Genomic DNA, 19,853 nt, shown 5'->3' with positions numbered 1-19,853 from the left:
CATGGCCCAGGCCCGCGAGGTAGTGTTCCTGCTGTTGCCCGAGAGCCTGATCCTGGATTGGGCCGGTCCGGCAGAAGCGCTTCGCATTGCCAACGACATCCTGCTGGCCCAGGGTCAGGCGGAGCCATTTCGTTTGCGCTATGTCAGCCCGTTGCCGCAGACCATGAGCTCGGTAGGCGTTGCCATTGCCGGACTGGAACCACTGCCTGCCGCCCTGCCCTTGCCGACCTGGGTGGTCGTGGTGGGGCAGCCAGGCCCCTTCATTGACGTGGAAAGCCCAGCCATGCGCAGCGCGCTGGAATGGCTCAGTGGCTTGAGGCTGCAAAACGGCACACTGGAGCTTCTCGCCATCTGTGCCGGCACTGTGCTGGCGGCGCATGCCGGTCTGCTGAACGGGCGACGTGCCACCACACACCACCAGCATCTGGAAGAACTGCAGTCCGTTGCCCCCGCATGCCAAGTGGTGAGCAACCGGGTGTTTGTGGAGGACGCACCGGTTTTCAGCAGTGCGGGAGTCACCACCGGGATCGATCTGGTGCTGCATCGCATCGGCGCCCTGTGCGGGCCGGCGCTTGCCGCGCAGGTGGCACAAACCATGGTGGTGGCGATGCGGCGCGGGCCGCAAGACCCTGAGCTGTCGCCGTTTCTGTCCTATCGCAACCACCTGCACCCCGCGCTGCACCGGGTGCAGGACGCCATTGGCAGTGCGCCGGCCAACGATTGGAATCTGGAAGCCATGGCCCATATTGCCCACACTTCACCTCGGCATTTGACCCGCCTGTTTGTGGAGCATGCGCAGGTCGCTCCCCTGGCCTATCTCAGGCAGATACGTCTGGCGGTGGCGCAGAGTGCGTTGCGCAGCGGTCGCAATGTCACGCAGGCGGCAGAAATGGCCGGATTTGGCTCGGATACCCAGTTGCGCCGGGCCTGGCGCCAGTTTGGCGTGCACGGCACGCCCTCACAACACCAGGCTTAGCCTTCGTCGCGCCGTAGCTCGTCGACCCGGTCGGCAATGGCGTTGACGTCCACCAGATCGTCCGTGTTGACCAGATAGCACTCCAGGTCAGCCAGCGCCTGCTCGGTATTGCCCATTTCGGCGTGTGCCAGTCCGCGATCACGGTACTCGGCCCAGGCCTCGGGCAGCAACACAATCAGCCGCTCCATCACGGCCAGCATGCGCGGCCAGTCCTCCTGGGTGCGGTAGATCTCCTTGAGGTTACGCAGCATGCGGGCAATGATGTCGCGCGGCGGCGCGCTCTGCAGGTACAGACCCAGCGGCACGTCCATGTCCTCCAGTGATTCATCCTGCTGGCGGAACGGTTCCAGCCGCTCAGCCAGCTGTTCGCGGCTTAGCGACTGCCCGGTCATGGGGTCAATCACGGCTTGGCCCAAAGGCAGGTTGATTTTCACCATGAAATGGCCGGGAAAGCCCACGCCCCGCACGGACAGGCCCAGCCCTTGCGCCAGCTCCATCCACAGCAGCCCCAGGGAGATGGGAATGCCACGGCGCGTGCGCAGCAGCGTATGGACAAAGCTGTTGTCAGGATCGTAGTAGTTGTTGACATTGCCGCCAAAGCGCAAGTCCTGGAAGAAGAAATGGTTGAGGATGCGCAACTTGTGCAGCTGGCCCGCGTCCGCTGGCAAACGCCTGCGCAGCCGCTCCAGCAGATGATCCACCTCGCCCAGAACGGTCTGGACGTCCAGCTCCGGGTATTCGTCCTGCGCCAGACTGACAGCTGCCTCAAAAAGGGCAAAGTTGGCGTCGCTCTGCACCAGATTGGCAAAGTAATCCAACGGCGATGGCACATCGTATGAAAGGTTCATAACCATGTTTGCCTCTGCATCCCCTTCTTGGCTACCGACGCAAAAACTGGCGTGGATTCAAGCCTGCAGCCCACACCGCACCCAGGTACACCAGCACCGCACCCACCAGTGTCGCTGCCAGCAATACGATGCGTTTGAAACTTTCACTTCGCAACGCGATCCAGTCCACACTGTTGGCTGCCCACAGCAGGTAAACCACCAACAGCGCACTGCCAGCCAGCACCTGCAACAAAAACCGTCCCCAACCGGGCTCCGGCTTAAAGGTACCGCGGCGGATCAAGCCCGTCAACAGCAGCCCCGCATTGAGCATAGCCGCAAGACCAATGGAAAGGGACAAGCCTGCAACGTGGTACAGAGGCACCAAAACCACATTCATGACCTGGGTGAGCACCAGAATGGCCACGGCGATACGTACCGGCGTCTTGATGTCCTGGCTGGCGTAGTAGCCTGGCGCCAGCACCTTGATGGCCACCAGTCCCAGCAGGCCTGCAGCGTAACCCATCAGCGCCAGGGTTGTCTGTTGCACGTCATCCGCGGTAAAGGCGCCGTAGTGGTACAAGACCGCCACCAGCGGCTTGGCAAAAATCAGCAACCCGATGGCCGAGGGAGCCGACAACACCACCACGATGCGCAGCCCCCAATCCAGAAAGGCGGAATAGCGCTGCATGTCACCGGACGCCCTGGCTGCAGCCAATTGAGGCATCAGCACCACGCCCAGAGCCACGCCCAACATGGCCGTGGGGAACTCCATCAACCGGTCCGCATAGGTCAGCCAGCTCACGCTGCCAGTAGGCAAGTGTGAAGCGATCTGGGTGTTGATGAGCAGGGAAATCTGCGCCACGCTGACGCCCAGCAAGGCAGGCATCATCAGTTTGCCAATGCGCCGGGTACCGGGATCGGCTATGGAGACCTTCACGCTTTGCCAAGTCAAGCCAATGCGCGGCAGCAGGTTGAGCCTGTGCAGCGCCGGGATCTGTACCGCCAATTGCAGCACGCCCCCGATCATGACGCCAACGCCCATGGCGTAAATCGGTTCGATTCCCTTGGTCTTGAACCAAGGAGCCAGCCACCAGGCGGCGGAAATCATGGAGAAATTGAGCAACACCGGCGTTGCCGCTGAGACGGCAAAGCGCTTCCAGGTATTGAGCACGCCGGAAGACAGCGCCACCAGCGACATGAACCCGATGTAGGGGAACATGAAGCGGGTCATGAATACCGCCGTGTCGTATCCATGCGCGTTTTGCTGCAAGCCGCTGGCCATCAGCCACACCAGCACCGGAGCCGCCAGAACGCCCAGCACACAAGTCAGCAGCAGCGTCCAGGCCAGCAAGGTCGCCACATGGTTGATCAGCAGCCTTGTTGCGTCATCCCCGTGCTGGGCCTTGCTGGCAGCCAGCACCGGCACAAAGGCCTGGCTGAAGGCGCCTTCGGCGAACAGGCGGCGAAACAGGTTGGGGATGCGGAACGCCACGTTGAAGGCGTCGGTCATGGCGCTGGCACCGAAAGTGGATGCCACCAACAGTTCGCGAACCAGGCCGGTTATGCGGGATGCCAGCGTCAGCAGGGATACAGTAGATGCAGATTTGATTAGGCTCACCGGGCCGAGTGTAGCGCCCATGCCCCCAAGGCCAGTTTGCCTGGGTTGTAACCGGGTGGTACAATCGCGGGCTTTGCTGACAACATCCTCAGACACAAGGAATTACTTATATGGCATCTGGAAAACCCAAGAAAAAGAACCCGCGCCTGGCGTCGGGCCGTAAGCGCGTCCGTCAGGACGTCAAGATCAACGCAGCGAACACCTCCCTGCGTTCCAAATACCGCACCGCGGTAAAGAATGTGGAAAAGGCAGTTCTGGCTGGTGACAAGACCAAGGCCGGTGAACTGTTTGCCAAGATGCAAGCCGTGGTGGACACCGTGGCCGACAAGGGCATCTTCCACAAGAACAAGGCAGCTCGCGACAAGAGCCGTCTGGCTACCAAGGTGAAAGCCTTGGCACTCGCCGCCTAATCACTTAGGCATTCGCACGGACCCTTCTGGGGTCTGCCGTTTGTAACGGGTGCGCTGTCAACAAAGCAAAAAGCCGCTCCTCGGAGCGGCTTTTTTGTGGGCGACCGGGGTTGACGCCGGAAATTTGCCGCCGGGCCGCCCCAAGGCAAATGCGGCCCCCTTGGGGGGCAGGAAGCCACACGCAGTGGGCGACCGTGGGGGCTATTTCCTTTCGGGAGGCTCTGGACGGGTTTCGCTCACCTGCAGATCATTGTCACGGGCAAAGTGCACGCAAAAGTCCCAGGCCATCACGTTGTGGTCGCGCAGCTCGCTGTGCACGATGACGCATTTGGTGTTGCCAATCGAGGTGGGGACGCACCAGGGGGAATAAGCGATATGGCTACCGGGCCGCGCTCCACCGGGTCGGAACTGACTCATCACCCCGGCCAGACGCTCAGCCCAGTCGCTGGGTCTGAAGGTCTTGCCCTGGTTGGTCACACCCAGGATGTAGAGTTTTTTGGCGGAAGAGGAATCCATATCGGTAATGAAGCGCTGGCGCTTGTACGTGAGCACACAGGTGTTGCAGCGCACAAGAATTCTACCCTTTCATCTGTCACACCTCTGACAACAGCCAGGTAAAAAATAGGCACCGTGATGGTGCCCTGTGTTGCCGTGAAGGTGACGTGCATATGCGCCTAAAATCAGCGTTCAACGGCCCAACCTGCGTTGGGCCGAAGTTTTTTCTACCAGTCCGGAGTGAAAGCATGTCTAGCGAAAAGTCCCCGTCCGTTCCCAGTTCACCCCACGTGATGAACACCTATGGCCGCCTGCCTGTTGCCTTGTCGCACGGCCAGGGCTGCCGCGTCTGGGACACCAATGGGCGAGAGTACCTGGACGGCTTGGGCGGCATTGCCGTCAATACCGTGGGCCACAACCACCCCAAGCTGGTGGCGGCGCTGCAAGACCAGGTGACCAAGCTGATTCACACCTCCAACTACTATCACATCCCTCTGCAGGAGCAACTGGCCAGCTTGTTGGTCGAGCGCTCCGGCATGACCAATGTGTTCTTCTGCTCCACCGGCCTGGAAGCCAATGAAGCCGCGCTCAAGCTGGCGCGCAAGTTCGGCCACGACAAAGGCATTGAACGCCCCGAAATCGTGGTTTACGAAAAAGCCTTCCATGGCCGCTCCATTGCCACATTGAGCGCTACCGGCAACCCCAAGGTGCAGGCGGGCTTTGGGCCGCTGGTCGAAGGTTTCATCCGCGTGCCGGTCAACAGCATCGAAGCACTCAAGGCTGCGACCACCGGCAACCCCAACGTCGTGGCCGTGTTCATGGAAGCCATCCAGGGTGAAGGCGGCGTCAATCCCATGCATATGGACTACCTGCGCGATGTGCGCGCGCTGTGCGACGCAAAAGACTGGCTGCTGATGATCGACGAAGTGCAGTGCGGCATGGGCCGCACCGGAAAATGGTTTGCCCACCAATGGGCGGGCATCAAGCCCGACGTCATGCCGCTGGCCAAGGGCCTGGGTTCGGGCGTGCCAGTGGGCGCCGTGGTGGTGGGCCCCAGGGCCGCCACCATCTTCCAGCCAGGCAACCACGGCAGCACTTTTGGTGGCAACCCATTGGCCATGCGCGCCGGGGTGGAAACCATTCGCATCATGGAAGAAGAAGGCCTGCTGGCCAACGCTGAGCGCGTGGGCGCACACCTCAAGGCGGCACTGGAAAAAGGGCTGGCGGCCGAGCTCGCCAGCGGTGCCGTGCGTGAAGTGCGCGGCCAGGGCCTGATGCTGGGCGTCGACCTGTCCAAGCCCTGTGGCGCCCTGACCCAACGCGCACTGGAGGCCGGCCTGCTGATCAGCGTCACGGCTGACAGCGTGGTGCGTCTGGTGCCCTCACTCATTCTGAGCACAGCCGAGGCGGACCAGATTGCCGCCATCCTTTGCCCGCTGATTGCAGCCTTTCTGAAAGAAGAAGCATGAGCACACACAAGCCCGTGGTACCCAGCACCTTGCCGCAAGGTGCACCACCCGTACGGCACTACCTGCAGTTCACCGACTTCACGACCGAAGAAACCTTGTACCTGCTGGAGCGTGCCGCATTCATCAAAGCCAAGTTCAAGACCTTCCAGCGCCACCAGCCCCTGGTGGACCGCACCCTGGCCATGATTTTCGAGAAGGCCTCCACCCGCACCCGCGTGAGCTTCGAGGCGGGCATGTACCAGCTCGGCGGCAGCGTGGTGCACCTGACCACCGGCGACAGCCAACTGGGCCGCTCCGAGCCCATCGAAGACAGCGCCAAGGTCATCAGCCGCATGACCGACATCGTGATGATCCGCACCTTTGAACAAAGCAAGCTCGAACGCTTTGCAGCGCACTCGCGCGTGCCGGTCATCAACGGTCTCACCAACGAGTTCCACCCCTGCCAGATCCTGGCGGACATCTTCACCTACATCGAACACCGTGGCCCGATTGCCGGCAAGACGGTGGCCTGGGTGGGCGACGGCAACAACATGGCCAACACCTGGCTCCAAGCCGCTGCCCTGCTGGGCTTCCATTTGCGCGTAAGCACGCCCAGCGGCTACGAGGTCAACGAAATCACCGCCGCCGCCCCGGCCTCCATGGGCTCGGGCAGCTACAAGACCTACAGCGACCCGATGGAAGCCTGCGCCGGTGCCAACCTGGTCACCACCGATGTCTGGACCAGCATGGGCTATGAGGCGGAGAACGAAGTGCGCCGCAAGGCCTTTGCAGCCTGGTGTGTGGATCGCAAGATGATGTCGGTGGCTGCACCCGACGCGCTCTTCATGCACTGCCTGCCCGCCCACCGCGGCGAAGAGGTGGAGGCCGAAGTCATCGATGGCCCGCAAAGCGTGGTCTGGGACGAGGCCGAAAACCGCATGCATGTGCAAAAGGCCCTGATGGAATACCTGCTGCTGGGCAAACTCTAGGAGACGGGCGATGATTGACCACATGACCTTCCGCGTGAGCGATATCGCCAGGACCAAGGCCTTTTACACGCCAACATTGGCGACTCTGGGCTACGCCCTGGTGGTGGAAGCCAACTACGGCGGCAGCAATATGCTGGGCTATGGCACGCCCGACGCCAACACACCGCATGGGCACCGGGTCGATACCTGGTTTGCCGACGGCCCCTCCCCTTACGGCGGTCACCCCGTCACCACCGGCTGCCATCTCTGCTGGTCCGCACCCAACCGCGCCGCGGTCGACGCCTTCTACCAAGCTGCCATGGCCCACGGTGGACGCGACAACGGTGCACCGGGACTGCGGCTGGACTATCACCCCAATTACTACGGCGCCTTTGTCATCGATCCGGACGGCAACAACATCGAAGCCGTCTGCCACTCACCTGCATGAGCGCCTGCACCACCTGCGGAGCCTGCTGCGCCAGTTTCCGGGTGGATTTTTCCGTGTACGAACGTGAGGACATGGGCGGCAGCGTGCCCGAAGGCCTGGCGGTGGAGGTCACCGCCAGCTTGGCACGCATGCGCGGCACCGACCATTCTCCCCCGCGCTGCGCCGCACTCAGTGGCAAGGTGGGCGAAAAAGCCTTGTGCGGCATCTACGAATGGCGCCCCTCGCCCTGCCGCGAATTCGAGGAAGGCAGTGAGGCCTGCCAGCGCGCACGGCGCATGCGCGGCCTGCCTCCCTTGACTGATTTACTTTAGTTCTAAACTATTTTTGCAGGGTGTTGGAAATTGCCGACACCACACCAATTTCGCTGGTGTTACCTTCGCTGCGCGTCAACCAACCACCCGAAGAGAAGCACCATGATGACTCTGCAAGACTGCCAGCAGCGCGATGCTGCGAACCCACTGCGCTCCCTGCGCGACCTGTTTTCCATCCCACCCGGCGTGATCTACCTGGACGGCAATTCGCTGGGAGCCATGCCCAAAACCGCCGCGGCACGTGCCGCCCAGGTGGTGACCCAGGAATGGGGACACGACCTGATCCGCTCCTGGAACACCGCGGGCTGGTTCACCCTGCCCCAGCGCCTGGGCAACCAGATCGCCACCCTGATCGGTGCCGGCTCGGACCAGGTGGTGGCCACCGACACCACCTCCATCAATCTCTACAAGGTGCTGTCCGCCGCAGTGTCCATCGCCAAACAGGATGCGCCGCAACGCCGCGTCATCGTGAGCGAGCGCAGCAACTTCCCCACCGACCTCTACATTGCCGAGGGCCTGTGCAAGGCCCAGGGCTTTACCCTCAAGCTGGTGGAGCCGGAGGAAATTGCCGCATCGCTCACCAGCGACCTGGCCGTGCTCATGCTCACCCATGTGAACTACCGCACCGGTGCCATGCACGACATGGCCGCGGTCACCGCAGCGGCCCATGCTGCGGGCGCACTCATGATCTGGGATCTGGCCCACAGCGCGGGCGCGGTGCCAGTGGATCTGCTGGGCGCGGGCGCCGATTTCGCCGTAGGTTGCGGCTACAAGTACCTCAACGGCGGTCCGGGCGCGCCAGCCTTCCTGTGGGTCAACCCAAAGCACGCCAACCGCTTCTGGCAGCCGCTGTCAGGCTGGTGGGGCCACGCGGCACCCTTTGCCTTCACGCCAGACTACCAGCCCGCACCCGGCGTCACCCGCTACCTGTGCGGCACGCAGCCCATGGTCAGCCTCTCACTGCTGGAATGCGGCCTGGACGGTTTCAAGGCGGCCGAAGCATTGGGCGGCATGGCAGCATTGCGCACCAAATCACTGGCACTGACCGACCTCTTCATAGAACTGGTGGAGCAGCGCTGCCAAGGCTTCGGCCTGGGGTTGGCCACTCCCCGCGCCCACGCACAACGGGGCTCGCAAGTCTGCCTCACGCGTGAGCACGCACCGGGTGGCTCCGGCGCCTTTGCCATCGTGCAGGCCCTGATTGCCCGTGGCGTGATTGGCGACTTCCGCGCTGGTGACGGAGCGGCCTACAAGGACATCCTGCGCTTTGGCTTCACCCCGCTCTATATCGGCTTTGAAGATGTATGGAACGCGGTCGAACACCTGCGCCAGGTGCTGGAAACCGGTGAATGGCAAAAGCCTGCGTTCAACCAGAAACATGCGGTGACCTGACCATGACCAACATACCTTCCGGTTGCCCCATGCACAGTGCGTCTGGCCAGGACGGTGCGCATCGTACCGAACAGATCGTTGCCGAAGAAAAGGCCCAGCTCGACTTCAGCAACAACATGAGCTATGGCGACTACCTGCACATTGATACCATCCTGAGTGCCCAGCATCCACTGTCACCCGCGCATGACGAAATGCTCTTCATCGTGCAGCACCAGACCAGCGAGCTGTGGATGAAGCTCATGCTGCACGAGCTGCACGGCGCCGTGCGCAACATTGCCAACGACCAGATGGCGCCCGCCTTCAAGATGCTGGCGCGCGTCTCCAAGATCATGGAGCAACTGGTGCACGCCTGGGATGTGCTGGCCACCATGACGCCGCCCGAATACTCCGCCATACGTCCCTACCTGGGCCAGAGCAGCGGCTTCCAGAGCTACCAGTACCGCTGCATCGAGTTCGCCATGGGCAACAAGAATGCCGCCATGCTCAAACCCCATGCACACAGCGCGGAACGGCTGGCCACGGTGCAGGCAGCCTATGAGGCACCGTCGCTGTACGACGAGGCACTCAAGCTGCTGGCGCGCCGCGGCATTGCCGTGCCGCAGAGCCACCTGGAACGCGATTGGACACAGCCCTACAGCGCCAGCTCCGAGGTGGAGCTGGCTTGGTTGCAGGTCTATCGCCAACCTGAGAAGTATTGGGATCTGTACCAGCTGGGCGAGGAACTCACCGACTTGGAAGACGCATTCCGGCTTTGGCGCTTCCGCCATGTGACCACGGTGGAACGTGTCATTGGCTTCAAACGTGGCTCCGGCGGCACCGGTGGCGTAAGCTACCTGCGCAAGATGCTGGACGTGGTGCTGTTCCCGGAAATCTGGACCTTGCGCACGGCCCTGTAGATCGTCTGGGGCCGCGCCCTTCAGGCGTGCAAGGCGCCCAGGAACTGCTTGAGTTCCGGCGTCTGGGGGTTGGCAAACAGGTCTTCAGGCTTGCCCATTTCATGCACAAGCCCCTGGTGCATGAAGATGACACGGTCTGCCACCTTGCGGGCGAAGTTCATCTCATGGGTCACCATCAGCAGTGTCATGCCTTCGTCGGCCAGGCTCTCCACCACGCGCAGCACCTCGCCCACCAGTTCTGGGTCCAGCGCGCTGGTGATTTCGTCACACAGCAGCACGGCCGGCTCCATGGCCAGGGCGCGGGCAATGGCCACACGCTGCTGTTGCCCGCCCGAGAGCTGATCGCCATAGGCGTCGAACTTTTCGGCCAGGCCCACACGCTGCAGCAGCTTGCGCGCTTGCGCCTCATTGGCTGCGGCGTCCTTGTGCTTGACCAGGCCGGGCGCCAGCATGATGTTCTTTCCCACCGTCAGATGCGGGAACAGGTTGAAGCTCTGGAACACCATGCCCACATGCTGGCGCAGCTCGCGCATGGCTGCAGCGTTGTGGTGCAGCAAGGGCTTGCCGTCCACGCTCAGGGTGCCACTCTGGAAATCTTCCAGGCCATTGATACAGCGCAGCAGCGTGCTCTTGCCCGAGCCGCTCTTGCCGATGATGGCAATGACTTCACCCTTGGTGACCTGCAGGTCTATGCCCTTGAGCACCTCGTTGGCGCCGTAGGATTTGCGTAGGCTGGCAATTTCAACGATGGACATGAATCTTCCTCTCCAGGTGCTTGGCGTACAGGCTGACGGGATAGCACAGCACGAAGTACATCAGCGCCACACCGCTAAAAACAAGAAACGGACTGAACGTGGCATTGGCAATGGTCTTGCCCACCTTGGTCAGTTCCATGAAACCGATGACAGAGGCCAGGGCCGTGCCCTTGATCACCTGCACCAGAAAACCCACGGTGGGCGGCACGGCAATCTTGAGCGCCTGCGGCTGGACGATGTAGCGCATCTGCTCGTAAAAATTCAGTGCCAGGCTGGCCGATGCCTCCCACTGCCCCTTGGGGATGGAGGCGATGCAGCCGCGCCATATCTCGCACAGAAAGGCACTGGTGTAGAGCGTGAGCCCCATGCCAGCTGCCACCCAGGGGGATGTGTTGATGCCAAACAGGCCCAGGCCGTAATAGGCCAGGAACAATTGCACCAGCAGGGGCACGCCCTGAAAGATCTGCACATAGGTGGCCACGAGGTTGTTCACCACAGACCAGCGGCTCTGACGCAACAACACCAACAACATGCCCACCAAGCCACCACCGATGAAGGCAATCAACGAGAGGCCCACGGTCCAGCGCACGGCCAGCAGCAGGTTGCGCAGGATGTCCCACAGTGAAAACTCAACCATGGCCTACCTCCTGCCAAAGAGAAACTTGGCCCCGGCCCAATTGAGCACATGGCGCATCAACACAGACAACACCAGGTAGATGACACCCACCACGATGAAGGCTTCGAAGGAGCGGAAGTTGCGGCTCTGGATCAGGTCAGCCGCGTAGCTCAGCTCTTGTGTGGAGATTTGCCCGCACACCGAAGAGCCCAGCATCACGATGATGATCTGGCTCACCAGGCTGGGCCAGATCTTCTTGAGCGCAGGTGGCAACACCACCCACACAAAAGTCTGCCTGCCGGACAGAGCCAGGCTTTGTGCAGCCTCGATCTGCCCCTTGGGCGTGGCCTCCAGCCCGGCACGGATGATCTCGGTGGCATAGGCACCCAGATTGACCACCATGGCAATGAAAGAGGCCGTCTCGGCCGATAGCTTGAAGCCTGCTGCGGGCAAACCGAAGAAGATGAAGAACAACTGCACGATGAACGGCGTGTTGCGGATCAGCTCCACATAGGCTGCCACCAGCGCCTTGAGCCAGGCCGGTGCCAGCGCGGCACCAAAGCCACGCGCACGCACCCATGCACAGCCTATGCCCAGCAGTGTGCCCACGACCACCGAGGCAATGGTGAGCGCCAGCGTCCAGGCCACGCCCGTCAGCAGCAGCGGCCACTCCGAGAGCACTGCCGCGAAGTCAAGTTGTATGTTCATCGCCACCGCGTCCCGTAACCGGGATCAGAGTGGCAGATCGCCAGCGGGACGCCCCAGCCACTTCTTGGACAGCGCATCCAGTTCGCCCGACTTCTTGGCTTCGGCCAGGATCTCGTTGACCTTGGCCTTGAGCTTGTCTTCGCCCTTGGCTACACCGATGAAGTTGGGGCTTTCCTTGATCAGCAGCTTGTACTCCGCAGCCAACTGAGGGTTCTTGGCCATCATGTTGGCCGCAACCGACGCACCCAGTGCCACGAACTGCACCTGGCCCGAGGCAAACGCAGCCACTGTGGCGTTGTTGTCTTCAAAGCGCTTGATGTCGGTGCCCGAGGGTGCGAGCTTGGTGAGCTCCTGGTCTTCCATGGCACCACGGGTTGCGCCCACGGTCTTGCCAGCCAGATCAGCAAAGCTCTTTACTGCCACGCTCTTGGGACCGAACACGGCCTGGAAAAACGGCGAATAGGCCGCGGTGAAATCGATCACCTTCTCGCGCTCGGGGTTCTTGCCCAAGGTGGCAATCACCAGCTCGGCCTTCTTGGTTTGCAGTGCCGGAATGCGGCTGGCACTCACCACCGTCACCAATTCGACGGACACACCCAGCTTCTTGCCGATGTAGTTGGCCATGTCGATGTCCAGGCCGATGGGCTTGAGGTCGGTGCCCACAAAACCGTAGGGTGCGGAGTCGGTCTGAATGGCGACCTTGAGCACCTTGGACTTCAGGATGTCATCCAGTGCAGTCTGCGCCTGTGCAGCGGTGCTGCCCAGCAGGCAGGTGGCAGCGATGGCCAGCAGGATGTTGCGTTTGGAAGCGTGAACCAATTTCATAAGAGTGCCCTTAAATAGGTAGAAGAATCGTCAGAGGGTTTGGATGCCGATCTTGTATGCAAGGGTTGTGCCACAGCTTGCGTGCCACTACCACCCTGCCCCTCCTTCAGCGGCTGCAGCGCCTTGCGCAGCTCGGCCAGAGGATCGTCACCCGGGGGCTTGAGCTTGAGGGCGTCCTGCACATTGCCGATATGGCGCTGCATGATCTGCTCCGCTTTGGCCCACTCGCCCTGCTCTAGTGCATCCACGATCTCCGCATGCTCAGCGCAGGAGTGCGCGGCGTCGTGGGAAGACTGGTACAGCATGGCGATCAGGGTGGTGCGCGCCGTGAAGTCGCGCAGCGTGTCTGCCAACAGGGTGTTGCCCAGGCATTCGGCCAGGCAGACATGGAAGTCCCCCAGCAGGAAGCTGCGCAAGCCCACGTCATCGCCCTTGATGGCGGCCTTTTCCTTGGCGAGGTGGCTCTTGAGCAGCTTGATGGCCGGTTTGCTCACCGATGTGGTGCATCGGATCAGGCCCATCTCTATCACGCGCCTTGCCTCGAAGGCTTCGCGCGCCTCATCCAGCGAGGGTTCGATCAGGTACCAGCCGCGTCGGCTGCTGACGGTGACGATGCCGCGTGCTGCCAGACGCGTCAGCGCCTCGCGCACGATGGTCCGGCTGCAGTCAAATAGCATGGCCAACTGCTGCTCGCCCAGGCGCGCGCCTGGTGCGAGTTTTTGGGCCATCACGGCCTCGATGATGCGTTCACTGATTTCGGTTGCACTTGTCATATCACCAGTTCATGCAATTCGCATGCCACTGGTATACAAGTTGGTGCATTCAGCCTGTCATACCAACGGAAACAGTGCATCCTCCATGGCCACGCCATCGGGCAGGCGCTCACTCAAGCCCGGAAACGGCGGCGAGGTGCGCCAGGGCCGCACCGCATGGCGGGCATCGTCACCCAGGTAGCGCGCCGAAAACACCCGCCGCCTCTGGGCCGGGCTGACGCCGCCGCTGGCATGCAGGGTGAGCATGTGAAACGCCACCGCGTCCCCTGGCTCCAGCGCCCAGCCCAACTGGTGGTAGCGGTCCGGATGAGCGTCAATGGCCGGCAGTTCGGCCAGCGTTCCATCCGGGAACCACTTGGCCTGGTTGTCGCGGAAGGTGCGCGGCATGTACCAGGTGCCGGCATGGGAACCGGCGACAAAGCGCAACGTGCTCTCCAGCGGCACCGGGTCCACCGGAACCCAGAAGCTCACGTTCTGCCAACCGCTGACGTTGTAGTAGGGCTGGTCCTGGTGCCAGGGCGTGGGCTGGCGCGTGCCGGGCTCCTTCACCAGCAGGTGGTCGTGGTAGATGCGCACGCTGCTGCTGCGCATCAGCGCCCTGGCCACTTCCGGCAAGGCGGAACTGCGCATGATCTGTTCGTAGGCAGCATTGCTTTGCCAGGTGCAGAAGTCCTCGATGAAGCGCCCGGGATCGTCGGCCTTGCTGGCCACCTGCGCCAACGGACTGAGGTGTTGCAGGTTGTGTTCAATACCTTGCGTCAGCAGAGCAACCTGCGCGGCGGAAAGAACGCCGCGCAACACCACGGCGCCATTGCGCTGGTAATCCTCAACTGTGGAATCTGGAAGCTGGTAGAGGTGGGTCATGCCGCTATTTCACCGCAAAACGCGGTGGATTGGGCCGACGGCATGCCAACAACGCTGGCTGACTCAGGACGGCAAGGCAGTCAGCGCGGTGAGGTAAAGGAGGAGCCCGCAGGGCGGGGGACACGAACGGCGCTGAGTGCCTTGCCGTCCTGAGTCCTTACGGAATACTCCGAAGATCAGCTGCTGTAAAGGACGAAGCGTGCAATGCGTTTTTGTATGAACCAGCTTCCCTGCGTATCGCGTTGCAACTGGTCATGCATCTCGCCCACCTGCTGCACGGCGTCTGCCGGACGTCCTTTGGCGCTGGCTTCTGCGCTCCGGCGCCCGCTCCAGAGCAGCACCTTGCAAAACGACTCCGCGGTTCCTGCAGCCAGGTCCACGGTGACCCGGTGGTTGCAGATCAGGTGCTGGGTCAGGCGGTCCGGGTCGCGCGACGCATATACCTGGGCGATGGCCACACGGCCCTGCAAATGGCTGCCGTCCGGTCGCACCAGTACGCCATCCGGCGCAAACAGGGCAGCAAAGGCTTGCGCATCACCGTCGTCCACGGCTTCGGCGGCACGCAGCACCATATCGCGGCATTGCGCTTGGGCTGCCAACTCTTCGGGCGTGGTCATGCTCCGCCCTCCCCGCGTTGCAGATAGTCGGACAAGCGCTGTGCAACCGCGACCGGCCGCTCCATCGGCGCCATATGCCCGGCATGTTCCACCACCGCCAGCAATGCATCGGGTAGCAGCGCCTGCATGGCGGCATGCTGGGTCGGGGGCGACCATTCATCCTGGGCGCCACACAGGAGCAACGTCGGCTTGTTCCAGGCACTCAGCACAGGCGATGCATCGGGACGCGCCAACAGGGCCGCAATCTGGCTGGCAAAGATGTCAGCCGTCTTGCGCGCAAACATGGCCAGCACACTCTCCAGCAGCGCAGAGTCCTGCAGCCGCGCCGGATGCACCATGCCCTGCACCCAGGTCTGCGCCATGACGCGTACGCCTTCGGTTCTGGCAATCTGCAACAAGGCATGGCGTTTTTGTGCCTCCTGCTCGCCCGCAGCGCCAGCGGGCCGTGCCATGTAGCCGGTATCCATCAGCGCCAGGTGGGTGACGCGGTGCGGCGCCTTGCGCACCACTTCCAATGCCACCCGGCCGCCCATGGAGTGACCCGCCAGTGCAAAGCGTTCGCTGGGCACCTGCTGCAGTACGCGGTCTGCCATGGCGCCCAGGTCATCCAGATCGCCATAGTCCGGCACCCAGGGGGAAACGGTCCGCCCCAGATGGGGATAGAGCGGCGACCACACTGCTGCATCGCACATCAGACCGGGCAACAAGGCCAAAGTCATTTTGGCCATGGTTTACTTCGCCGCCTTGCCCGGGTCTTTCACCGCGGTGAAGGTCTGCACTTCGCTGTTCCAGAGCTTGCCGTCGATTCTTTCCACCTTGCGCACATAGATGTTGTGCACCACGTCGCGGGTCTGCGCGTCGATGCTGACCGGGCCGCGCGGGCTTTCGAAGGACTGGCCCTTCATGGCCTGCAGCAGCGCGTCGTTGCCTGCGCCCTTGCTGGCCTTGGCGGCTTCCACAATCACGTGCATGCCGTCATAGGCGCCCACCGCCATGAAATTGGGTCGCAACCCGTTGTTGGCCTTGCCGAAGGCTTCGACAAAGCGCTTGTTCAGCGGCGAGTTGTGCGCGGCCGAGTAATGGTGTGCCGTCACCACGCCAAGCGCCACTTCGCCCATGCCGTCCACGATGTCGTCGTCGGTGACGCTGCCTTCGGCGATGACGCGTATGCCGGTCTTGTCCATGCCGCGCTCGACAAACTGCTTCATCAGGGCCGCACCGACTCCGGCCGGCACAAAGGTGAACAGCGCATCGGGCTTGGCGTCGCGCACCTTCTGCAGGAAGGGTGCAAAGTCGGGGCTGCGCAAGGGCACGCGCAAGGCCTCGATGACCGTGCCGCCCTGCGCAGTGAAGCGCTGGTTGAAGAAGGTTTCAGAGTCCACACCCGGTGCGTAATCGCTCACCAGGCTCACCACCTTCTTGATGTCGTTCTTGATGGCCCAGTCGGCCAGTATGGTCACCACCTGGGGCACGGTGAAGCTGGTGCGCACGATGTAGGGCGACGCGTCGGTCACGCTGGAGGTGGCAGCGGCCATCACCACCATGGGCGTCTTGGACTGGGTGGCAATGGGCGCAGTGGCCATGGCCAGCGGTGTGAGGCCAAAGCCTGCCAGCACCTGCACCTTGTCATTGACGATGAGCTCCTGCGCCATGCGCTTGGTCACATCGGGCACGCCTGTATCGTCCTTGACGATGAGCTGCACCTTCTTGCCGGCCACGGTATCGCCCTGCTGGCTGAGGTACAGGCGCGCGCCGGCTTCGAGCTGCTTGCCGGTGGAAGCAAAGGGGCCGGTGAGCGGCAGTATCAGGCCGATCTTGAACACCGCATCCTGTGCGTAGGACAGCGGCAGGCTGCACAGCAGGGAAGCAGCAGCGACAGATTGGAGCAGCAGACGTTTGCGCATGGTTGTCTCTTCAAATGGTTGTTATGGAATGCGCCGATTGTGGGAACACGCCTCCGAAGCGTCCAATGCAAAGCCCTGCTCTGCTATGCAAATCGCTTATGGGGCAACTAGCTACAACGTCGCAGCCACGGCGCGCAGGGCCTCCAGCAACTGCGCAGCGGCCGGTGTGGGCAGGTAGCCGGCGCGCAGCATCACGCCAATGCGGCGCGGCGTGTGCCGCACCGGCAGCGGCAACTCCACCAACTGCCCTTGCGCCAGCTCACGCGCCACCTGGCGGGGCGACATCAGGGCCAGCCGGTCACCCTCGGCCAGAAAGGCCAGCATCATCAAGGCACTGTTGACGTGCAATGCATCCGGCGGTGCCGGCATGCCGGCCGACTGGAGCATCTGCGCAAACGCGGCAGCAGCCGGGGTCTGGGGCATGGGCATGACCCATTGCGCCTGGGCAAGATGGCGCCATTGCAAGGTGCGACGCTGTGCCAGCGGATGGTTCCGTCGCGCCACCACGGACAGACGATCTTCAAACAGCACTTCCTGCTGCACATCGGCGGCGGGGGACGTGGGACGCAAGGCACCCACAATGCAATCGATCTGCGCACTGCGCAGCTGCTGCACCAATGCATCGAACGTGCCGTCTACGATGGCGACCTGCACATCCGCCTGCATGTCGAGCACGCGGCTGACCGCAGGTGCCAGCAGCATGGTGGTGGAGAACGGCAGCGTACCGATGGTCAACCGGCCCTGCAACCGCCCGTGCGCTTGCGGCCATTCATCTTCGGCCTGGCGCAATTCGGCCAATGCCAGCTGCACGGCCCGCAGCAGGTTTGCACCGGTCTCGTCCAGCCGCAGACCGCCGCGTGTGCGCACGAACAACGTGCTGCCTGCCAGATGCTCCAGCTGGCTCAAGGACTGGTGCACTGCCGACTGGCTCAAGCCCAGCGCCTGGGCCGCCTTGCCCTCGCTGCCAGACTGCTGCAGCGCCAGCAGGGTCTGCACATGGCGCTGCGAAAGCCCCAGCGCCAGGGGGCTGTCGGTCCAAGAGACGGTGGAAGCGCGACGCCTGTGGCAATCGGCTGCTGCCAACAATTCCAGGGCACGCTGCGCCCGCAGCGCCAGCCGCTGGCCCAGCGCATTGGGCTGCATGCCGCGTCCGCTGCGCAGCAGCAGTGCGCCGTCCATGGCCGACTCCAGCTGCTGCACGGCGCGCGCCACCGATGACTGCGCCACATGCAACAGGGTGGCAGCCCGCTGGCTGCTGCCGGCCTGCACCACGGCAACCAGGGCACGCAAGGGTCGGAGGTGGGGCAGCAATTCCATGCCGCGCACTATAGCCCCCCGCCCTGGGCAGGTTAGATGGGACTCAGACCGGAACCCACAGCGTAGGCAAGCCCGTCAGGCCCCGCAGCACATGGGCCACCGAGCCGTCGCGCACCAGCTGCGTCGCATGGGCGATGTCCGGCGCCAGATAGCGGTCCACGTTATGGGCGGGAATGTCCTTGCGCAACAGGGCGTGCACGGCTTCCAGTGCATCCGAGCTGCGCAGCGGGCGCAGGAATTCGATGCCCTGTGCAGCCGCCAGCAGCTCGATGCCCAGGATGTTGGAGGTGTTGCTGATCATGCCCTGGAGGCGGCGCGCCGCAAAGGTGGCCATGGACACATGGTCTTCCTGGTTGGCGCTGGTGGGCAGGCTGTCCACGCTGGCAGGATGGGCCATGGACTTGTTCTCCGAGGCCAGCGCGGCGGCTGTCACATGCGCAATCATGAAGCCACTGTTGAGGCCCGCGTCGGGTGTGAGGAAAGGCGGCAGACGCGATACACCGCTGTCGATCAGCATGGCAATGCGCCGCTCGGCAATGGCGCCCACTTCGGCAATGGCCAGAGCCATGCCATCGGCGGCCAGAGCCACGGGCTCCGCGTGGAAGTTCCCCCCAGAAATCATCGCACCGTTGTCTGCGAAGACCAGCGGGTTGTCGGTGACCGCATTGGCCTCGATCAGCAGAATGCGCGCCGCATGGCGCATCTGGTCCAGGCAGGCACCCACCACCTGCGGCTGGCAACGCAGGCAGTACGGGTCCTGCACGCGGTCATCGCCTTCGGCATGCGACTGGCGAATGGCGCTGCCCTGGAGCAGCGCACGGTAGTACTGCGCCACATCGATCTGGCCGGGCTGGCCACGCACCGCGTGGATGCGCGGGTCAAACGGGCCATCGCTGCCACGCGCCGCATCCAGCGTGAGTGCGCCGATGACCAGTGCGGCCTCCAGCACCGGCTCGAAACTCAGGAAGGCATGCAGTGCCAGCGCCGTGGAGGTCTGGGTGCCGTTGATGAGCGCCAGCCCTTCCTTGGCCTCCAGCGTCAGCGGGGTGATGCCCGCCTGCTGCAAGGCTTGCAGAGCCGGCACGCGCACGCCGTCCACCAGCATGTCGCCCTCGCCCATCAGTGCCAGGGTCATGTGCGACAAGGGTGCCAAATCACCCGATGCACCCACTGAGCCTTGCGAGGGCACGTAGGGCACCAGGCCCGCGTTGTGCACGGCCAGCAGCGTGTCGATCACCACCTCGCGGCAACCGGAGTAGCCACGTGCCAGGCTGGCCGCCTTGGTAGCCATCATCAACCGCATGATGGGCGCGACCAGCGGCTCGCCCACGCCCACGCTGTGGGAGCGGATCAGGTTGCGCTGCAAGGCGTCAAGCTGGTGCTTGTCGATACGCTTGTTGGCCAGTTTGCCAAAGCCGGTGTTGACACCGTAGACCGGCGCGTCTCCATCGGCTGCAGCCTTGACCAAGGCATGCGCAGCGCGCACCACGCCGCGTGCCGCTTCCGGCAATTCCAGCTGGCACACGCCCGCGTGAATAGCCTGCAATTGCTCCAATGTGAAGTGGCCGGGGTTCAGATTTATTTTGCTCATGTGATTCTCGAAAAATGTGGGTAGTTCAAGCAGAGATACCGTGGAACTGGCTCCGCCAGGCCGCCGGTATCGTCCCCTTGAGGGGAAGCGCCAA

At 62.9% G+C, this 19,853-nt stretch carries 22 protein-coding genes; 8 read left to right on the top strand and 14 right to left on the bottom strand.

Annotation, left to right across the window (positions count from 1 at the left end):
- Position 1 precedes the first annotated feature (1 nt).
- On the top strand, positions 2-976 hold the full coding sequence (locus AC1RMF_RS00760; protein ID WP_493138776.1) for a GlxA family transcriptional regulator: 975 nt from the start codon (positions 2-4) through the stop codon (positions 974-976).
- On the opposite strand, the gene AC1RMF_RS00755 is transcribed toward AC1RMF_RS00760, so the two are convergent.
- Positions 973-1,824 (bottom strand): SirB1 family protein, encoded by an 852-nt coding sequence (locus tag AC1RMF_RS00755; protein ID WP_342618060.1) that lies wholly within the window; start codon positions 1,822-1,824, stop codon positions 973-975. The two genes, AC1RMF_RS00760 and AC1RMF_RS00755, sit on opposite strands and share 4 nt — an antisense overlap.
- 31 nt (positions 1,825-1,855) lie before the next feature.
- Positions 1,856-3,442, bottom strand: coding sequence for a murein biosynthesis integral membrane protein MurJ (gene murJ / locus AC1RMF_RS00750; protein WP_493138774.1), 1,587 nt, complete (start codon positions 3,440-3,442; stop codon positions 1,856-1,858).
- Positions 3,443-3,531: 89 nt separating this feature from the next.
- Between murJ and rpsT the strand changes: the two genes are divergently transcribed.
- The gene (gene rpsT, locus AC1RMF_RS00745; RefSeq protein WP_105261031.1) at positions 3,532-3,831 is read left to right on the top strand and encodes a 30S ribosomal protein S20; all 300 of its coding nucleotides are present in this window, start codon (positions 3,532-3,534) and stop codon (positions 3,829-3,831) included.
- Between the two features lie 201 nt (positions 3,832-4,032).
- On the opposite strand, the gene AC1RMF_RS00740 is transcribed toward rpsT, so the two are convergent.
- Entirely contained in the window at positions 4,033-4,347 is a 315-nt protein-coding gene (locus AC1RMF_RS00740; RefSeq protein WP_342621167.1) for a DUF3579 domain-containing protein, read from the bottom strand.
- 227 nt (positions 4,348-4,574) lie between these two features.
- Between AC1RMF_RS00740 and AC1RMF_RS00735 the strand changes: the two genes are divergently transcribed.
- From AC1RMF_RS00735 to kynA, 6 genes are all read left to right on the top strand, one after another.
- The gene (locus AC1RMF_RS00735; RefSeq protein WP_493138772.1) at positions 4,575-5,795 is read left to right on the top strand and encodes an aspartate aminotransferase family protein; all 1,221 of its coding nucleotides are present in this window, start codon (positions 4,575-4,577) and stop codon (positions 5,793-5,795) included.
- Complete coding sequence (gene argF, locus AC1RMF_RS00730; protein WP_342618063.1) at positions 5,792-6,763, top strand: ornithine carbamoyltransferase; 972 nt, start codon at positions 5,792-5,794, stop codon at positions 6,761-6,763. The genes AC1RMF_RS00735 and argF overlap by 4 nt, the downstream gene beginning before the upstream one ends.
- A 10-nt stretch (positions 6,764-6,773) precedes the next feature.
- On the top strand, positions 6,774-7,190 hold the full coding sequence (locus AC1RMF_RS00725) for a VOC family protein (protein WP_493138770.1): 417 nt from the start codon (positions 6,774-6,776) through the stop codon (positions 7,188-7,190).
- A complete protein-coding gene (locus tag AC1RMF_RS00720; protein ID WP_342618065.1) occupies positions 7,187-7,501 on the top strand; it encodes a YkgJ family cysteine cluster protein in 315 nt (104 codons plus the stop codon). Before AC1RMF_RS00725 ends, AC1RMF_RS00720 begins: the two co-directional genes overlap by 4 nt.
- Positions 7,502-7,603: 102 nt before the next feature.
- Positions 7,604-8,893, top strand: coding sequence for a kynureninase (gene kynU / locus AC1RMF_RS00715; protein ID WP_493138768.1), 1,290 nt, complete (start codon positions 7,604-7,606; stop codon positions 8,891-8,893).
- A 29-nt stretch (positions 8,894-8,922) separates the two neighbouring features.
- On the top strand, positions 8,923-9,789 hold the full coding sequence (kynA, locus tag AC1RMF_RS00710) for a tryptophan 2,3-dioxygenase (RefSeq protein WP_493139908.1): 867 nt from the start codon (positions 8,923-8,925) through the stop codon (positions 9,787-9,789).
- 20 nt (positions 9,790-9,809) lie between these two features.
- Here kynA and AC1RMF_RS00705 read toward each other — a convergent pair whose 3' ends face one another.
- From AC1RMF_RS00705 to hutH, 11 genes are all read right to left on the bottom strand, one after another.
- Positions 9,810-10,544, bottom strand: coding sequence for an amino acid ABC transporter ATP-binding protein (locus tag AC1RMF_RS00705; RefSeq protein WP_493138766.1), 735 nt, complete (start codon positions 10,542-10,544; stop codon positions 9,810-9,812).
- Positions 10,531-11,181 (bottom strand): amino acid ABC transporter permease, encoded by a 651-nt coding sequence (locus AC1RMF_RS00700; RefSeq protein ID WP_493138764.1) that lies wholly within the window; start codon positions 11,179-11,181, stop codon positions 10,531-10,533. The genes AC1RMF_RS00705 and AC1RMF_RS00700 overlap by 14 nt, the downstream gene beginning before the upstream one ends.
- A gap of 3 nt (positions 11,182-11,184) precedes the next feature.
- Positions 11,185-11,868 carry an amino acid ABC transporter permease gene (locus tag AC1RMF_RS00695; protein ID WP_493138762.1) on the bottom strand — a complete coding sequence of 228 codons (684 nt, stop codon included), beginning with the start codon at positions 11,866-11,868 and terminating at the stop codon, positions 11,185-11,187.
- 24 nt (positions 11,869-11,892) lie between these two features.
- On the bottom strand, positions 11,893-12,693 hold the full coding sequence (locus tag AC1RMF_RS00690) for a transporter substrate-binding domain-containing protein (RefSeq protein WP_493138760.1): 801 nt from the start codon (positions 12,691-12,693) through the stop codon (positions 11,893-11,895).
- Positions 12,690-13,466 (bottom strand): GntR family transcriptional regulator, encoded by a 777-nt coding sequence (locus AC1RMF_RS00685; protein WP_493138758.1) that lies wholly within the window; start codon positions 13,464-13,466, stop codon positions 12,690-12,692. The genes AC1RMF_RS00690 and AC1RMF_RS00685 overlap by 4 nt, the downstream gene beginning before the upstream one ends.
- Positions 13,467-13,523: 57 nt before the next feature.
- Positions 13,524-14,330, bottom strand: coding sequence for a phytanoyl-CoA dioxygenase family protein (locus AC1RMF_RS00680; protein ID WP_493138756.1), 807 nt, complete (start codon positions 14,328-14,330; stop codon positions 13,524-13,526).
- Between the two features lie 176 nt (positions 14,331-14,506).
- Positions 14,507-14,947 carry a nuclear transport factor 2 family protein gene (locus AC1RMF_RS00675; RefSeq protein ID WP_493138754.1) on the bottom strand — a complete coding sequence of 147 codons (441 nt, stop codon included), beginning with the start codon at positions 14,945-14,947 and terminating at the stop codon, positions 14,507-14,509.
- Positions 14,944-15,675: an alpha/beta fold hydrolase gene (locus tag AC1RMF_RS00670; protein WP_493138752.1), complete on the bottom strand. Its 732-nt coding sequence runs from the start codon at positions 15,673-15,675 to the stop codon at positions 14,944-14,946. The genes AC1RMF_RS00675 and AC1RMF_RS00670 overlap by 4 nt, the downstream gene beginning before the upstream one ends.
- A 3-nt stretch (positions 15,676-15,678) precedes the next feature.
- On the bottom strand, positions 15,679-16,851 hold the full coding sequence (locus AC1RMF_RS00665) for an ABC transporter substrate-binding protein (protein ID WP_493138750.1): 1,173 nt from the start codon (positions 16,849-16,851) through the stop codon (positions 15,679-15,681).
- 111 nt (positions 16,852-16,962) lie between these two features.
- Positions 16,963-18,168 (bottom strand): LysR family transcriptional regulator, encoded by a 1,206-nt coding sequence (locus AC1RMF_RS00660; RefSeq protein WP_493138748.1) that lies wholly within the window; start codon positions 18,166-18,168, stop codon positions 16,963-16,965.
- Positions 18,169-18,211: 43 nt separating this feature from the next.
- Positions 18,212-19,759 (bottom strand): histidine ammonia-lyase, encoded by a 1,548-nt coding sequence (hutH, locus tag AC1RMF_RS00655; RefSeq protein ID WP_493138746.1) that lies wholly within the window; start codon positions 19,757-19,759, stop codon positions 18,212-18,214.
- Positions 19,760-19,853: the final 94 nt, after the last annotated feature.

The organism is Rhodoferax sp. GW822-FHT04A08, from assembly GCF_058801025.1.
The sequence above is the reverse complement of the archived record's forward strand: the minus strand, read 5'-3'. Positions and strand labels throughout refer to the sequence as shown.

Bases quoted from the DNA above. Each gene is read 5' to 3' on its own strand.
- AC1RMF_RS00760 (WP_493138776.1), top strand. From the start codon at position 2: ATGGCCCAGGCCCGCGAGGTAGTGTTCCTGCTGTTGCCCGAGAGCCTG.
- AC1RMF_RS00755 (WP_342618060.1), bottom strand. From the start codon at position 1,824: ATGAACCTTTCATACGATGTGCCATCGCCGTTGGATTACTTTGCCAAT.
- murJ (WP_493138774.1), bottom strand. From the start codon at position 3,442: ATGGGCGCTACACTCGGCCCGGTGAGCCTAATCAAATCTGCATCTACT.
- rpsT (WP_105261031.1), top strand. From the start codon at position 3,532: ATGGCATCTGGAAAACCCAAGAAAAAGAACCCGCGCCTGGCGTCGGGC.
- AC1RMF_RS00740 (WP_342621167.1), bottom strand. From the start codon at position 4,347: ATGGATTCCTCTTCCGCCAAAAAACTCTACATCCTGGGTGTGACCAAC.
- AC1RMF_RS00735 (WP_493138772.1), top strand. From the start codon at position 4,575: ATGTCTAGCGAAAAGTCCCCGTCCGTTCCCAGTTCACCCCACGTGATG.
- argF (WP_342618063.1), top strand. From the start codon at position 5,792: ATGAGCACACACAAGCCCGTGGTACCCAGCACCTTGCCGCAAGGTGCA.
- AC1RMF_RS00725 (WP_493138770.1), top strand. From the start codon at position 6,774: ATGATTGACCACATGACCTTCCGCGTGAGCGATATCGCCAGGACCAAG.
- AC1RMF_RS00720 (WP_342618065.1), top strand. From the start codon at position 7,187: ATGAGCGCCTGCACCACCTGCGGAGCCTGCTGCGCCAGTTTCCGGGTG.
- kynU (WP_493138768.1), top strand. From the start codon at position 7,604: ATGATGACTCTGCAAGACTGCCAGCAGCGCGATGCTGCGAACCCACTG.
- kynA (WP_493139908.1), top strand. From the start codon at position 8,923: ATGCACAGTGCGTCTGGCCAGGACGGTGCGCATCGTACCGAACAGATC.
- AC1RMF_RS00705 (WP_493138766.1), bottom strand. From the start codon at position 10,544: ATGTCCATCGTTGAAATTGCCAGCCTACGCAAATCCTACGGCGCCAAC.
- AC1RMF_RS00700 (WP_493138764.1), bottom strand. From the start codon at position 11,181: ATGGTTGAGTTTTCACTGTGGGACATCCTGCGCAACCTGCTGCTGGCC.
- AC1RMF_RS00695 (WP_493138762.1), bottom strand. From the start codon at position 11,868: ATGAACATACAACTTGACTTCGCGGCAGTGCTCTCGGAGTGGCCGCTG.
- AC1RMF_RS00690 (WP_493138760.1), bottom strand. From the start codon at position 12,693: ATGAAATTGGTTCACGCTTCCAAACGCAACATCCTGCTGGCCATCGCT.
- AC1RMF_RS00685 (WP_493138758.1), bottom strand. From the start codon at position 13,466: ATGACAAGTGCAACCGAAATCAGTGAACGCATCATCGAGGCCGTGATG.
- AC1RMF_RS00680 (WP_493138756.1), bottom strand. From the start codon at position 14,330: ATGACCCACCTCTACCAGCTTCCAGATTCCACAGTTGAGGATTACCAG.
- AC1RMF_RS00675 (WP_493138754.1), bottom strand. From the start codon at position 14,947: ATGACCACGCCCGAAGAGTTGGCAGCCCAAGCGCAATGCCGCGATATG.
- AC1RMF_RS00670 (WP_493138752.1), bottom strand. From the start codon at position 15,675: ATGGCCAAAATGACTTTGGCCTTGTTGCCCGGTCTGATGTGCGATGCA.
- AC1RMF_RS00665 (WP_493138750.1), bottom strand. From the start codon at position 16,851: ATGCGCAAACGTCTGCTGCTCCAATCTGTCGCTGCTGCTTCCCTGCTG.
- AC1RMF_RS00660 (WP_493138748.1), bottom strand. From the start codon at position 18,168: ATGGAATTGCTGCCCCACCTCCGACCCTTGCGTGCCCTGGTTGCCGTG.
- hutH (WP_493138746.1), bottom strand. From the start codon at position 19,759: ATGAGCAAAATAAATCTGAACCCCGGCCACTTCACATTGGAGCAATTG.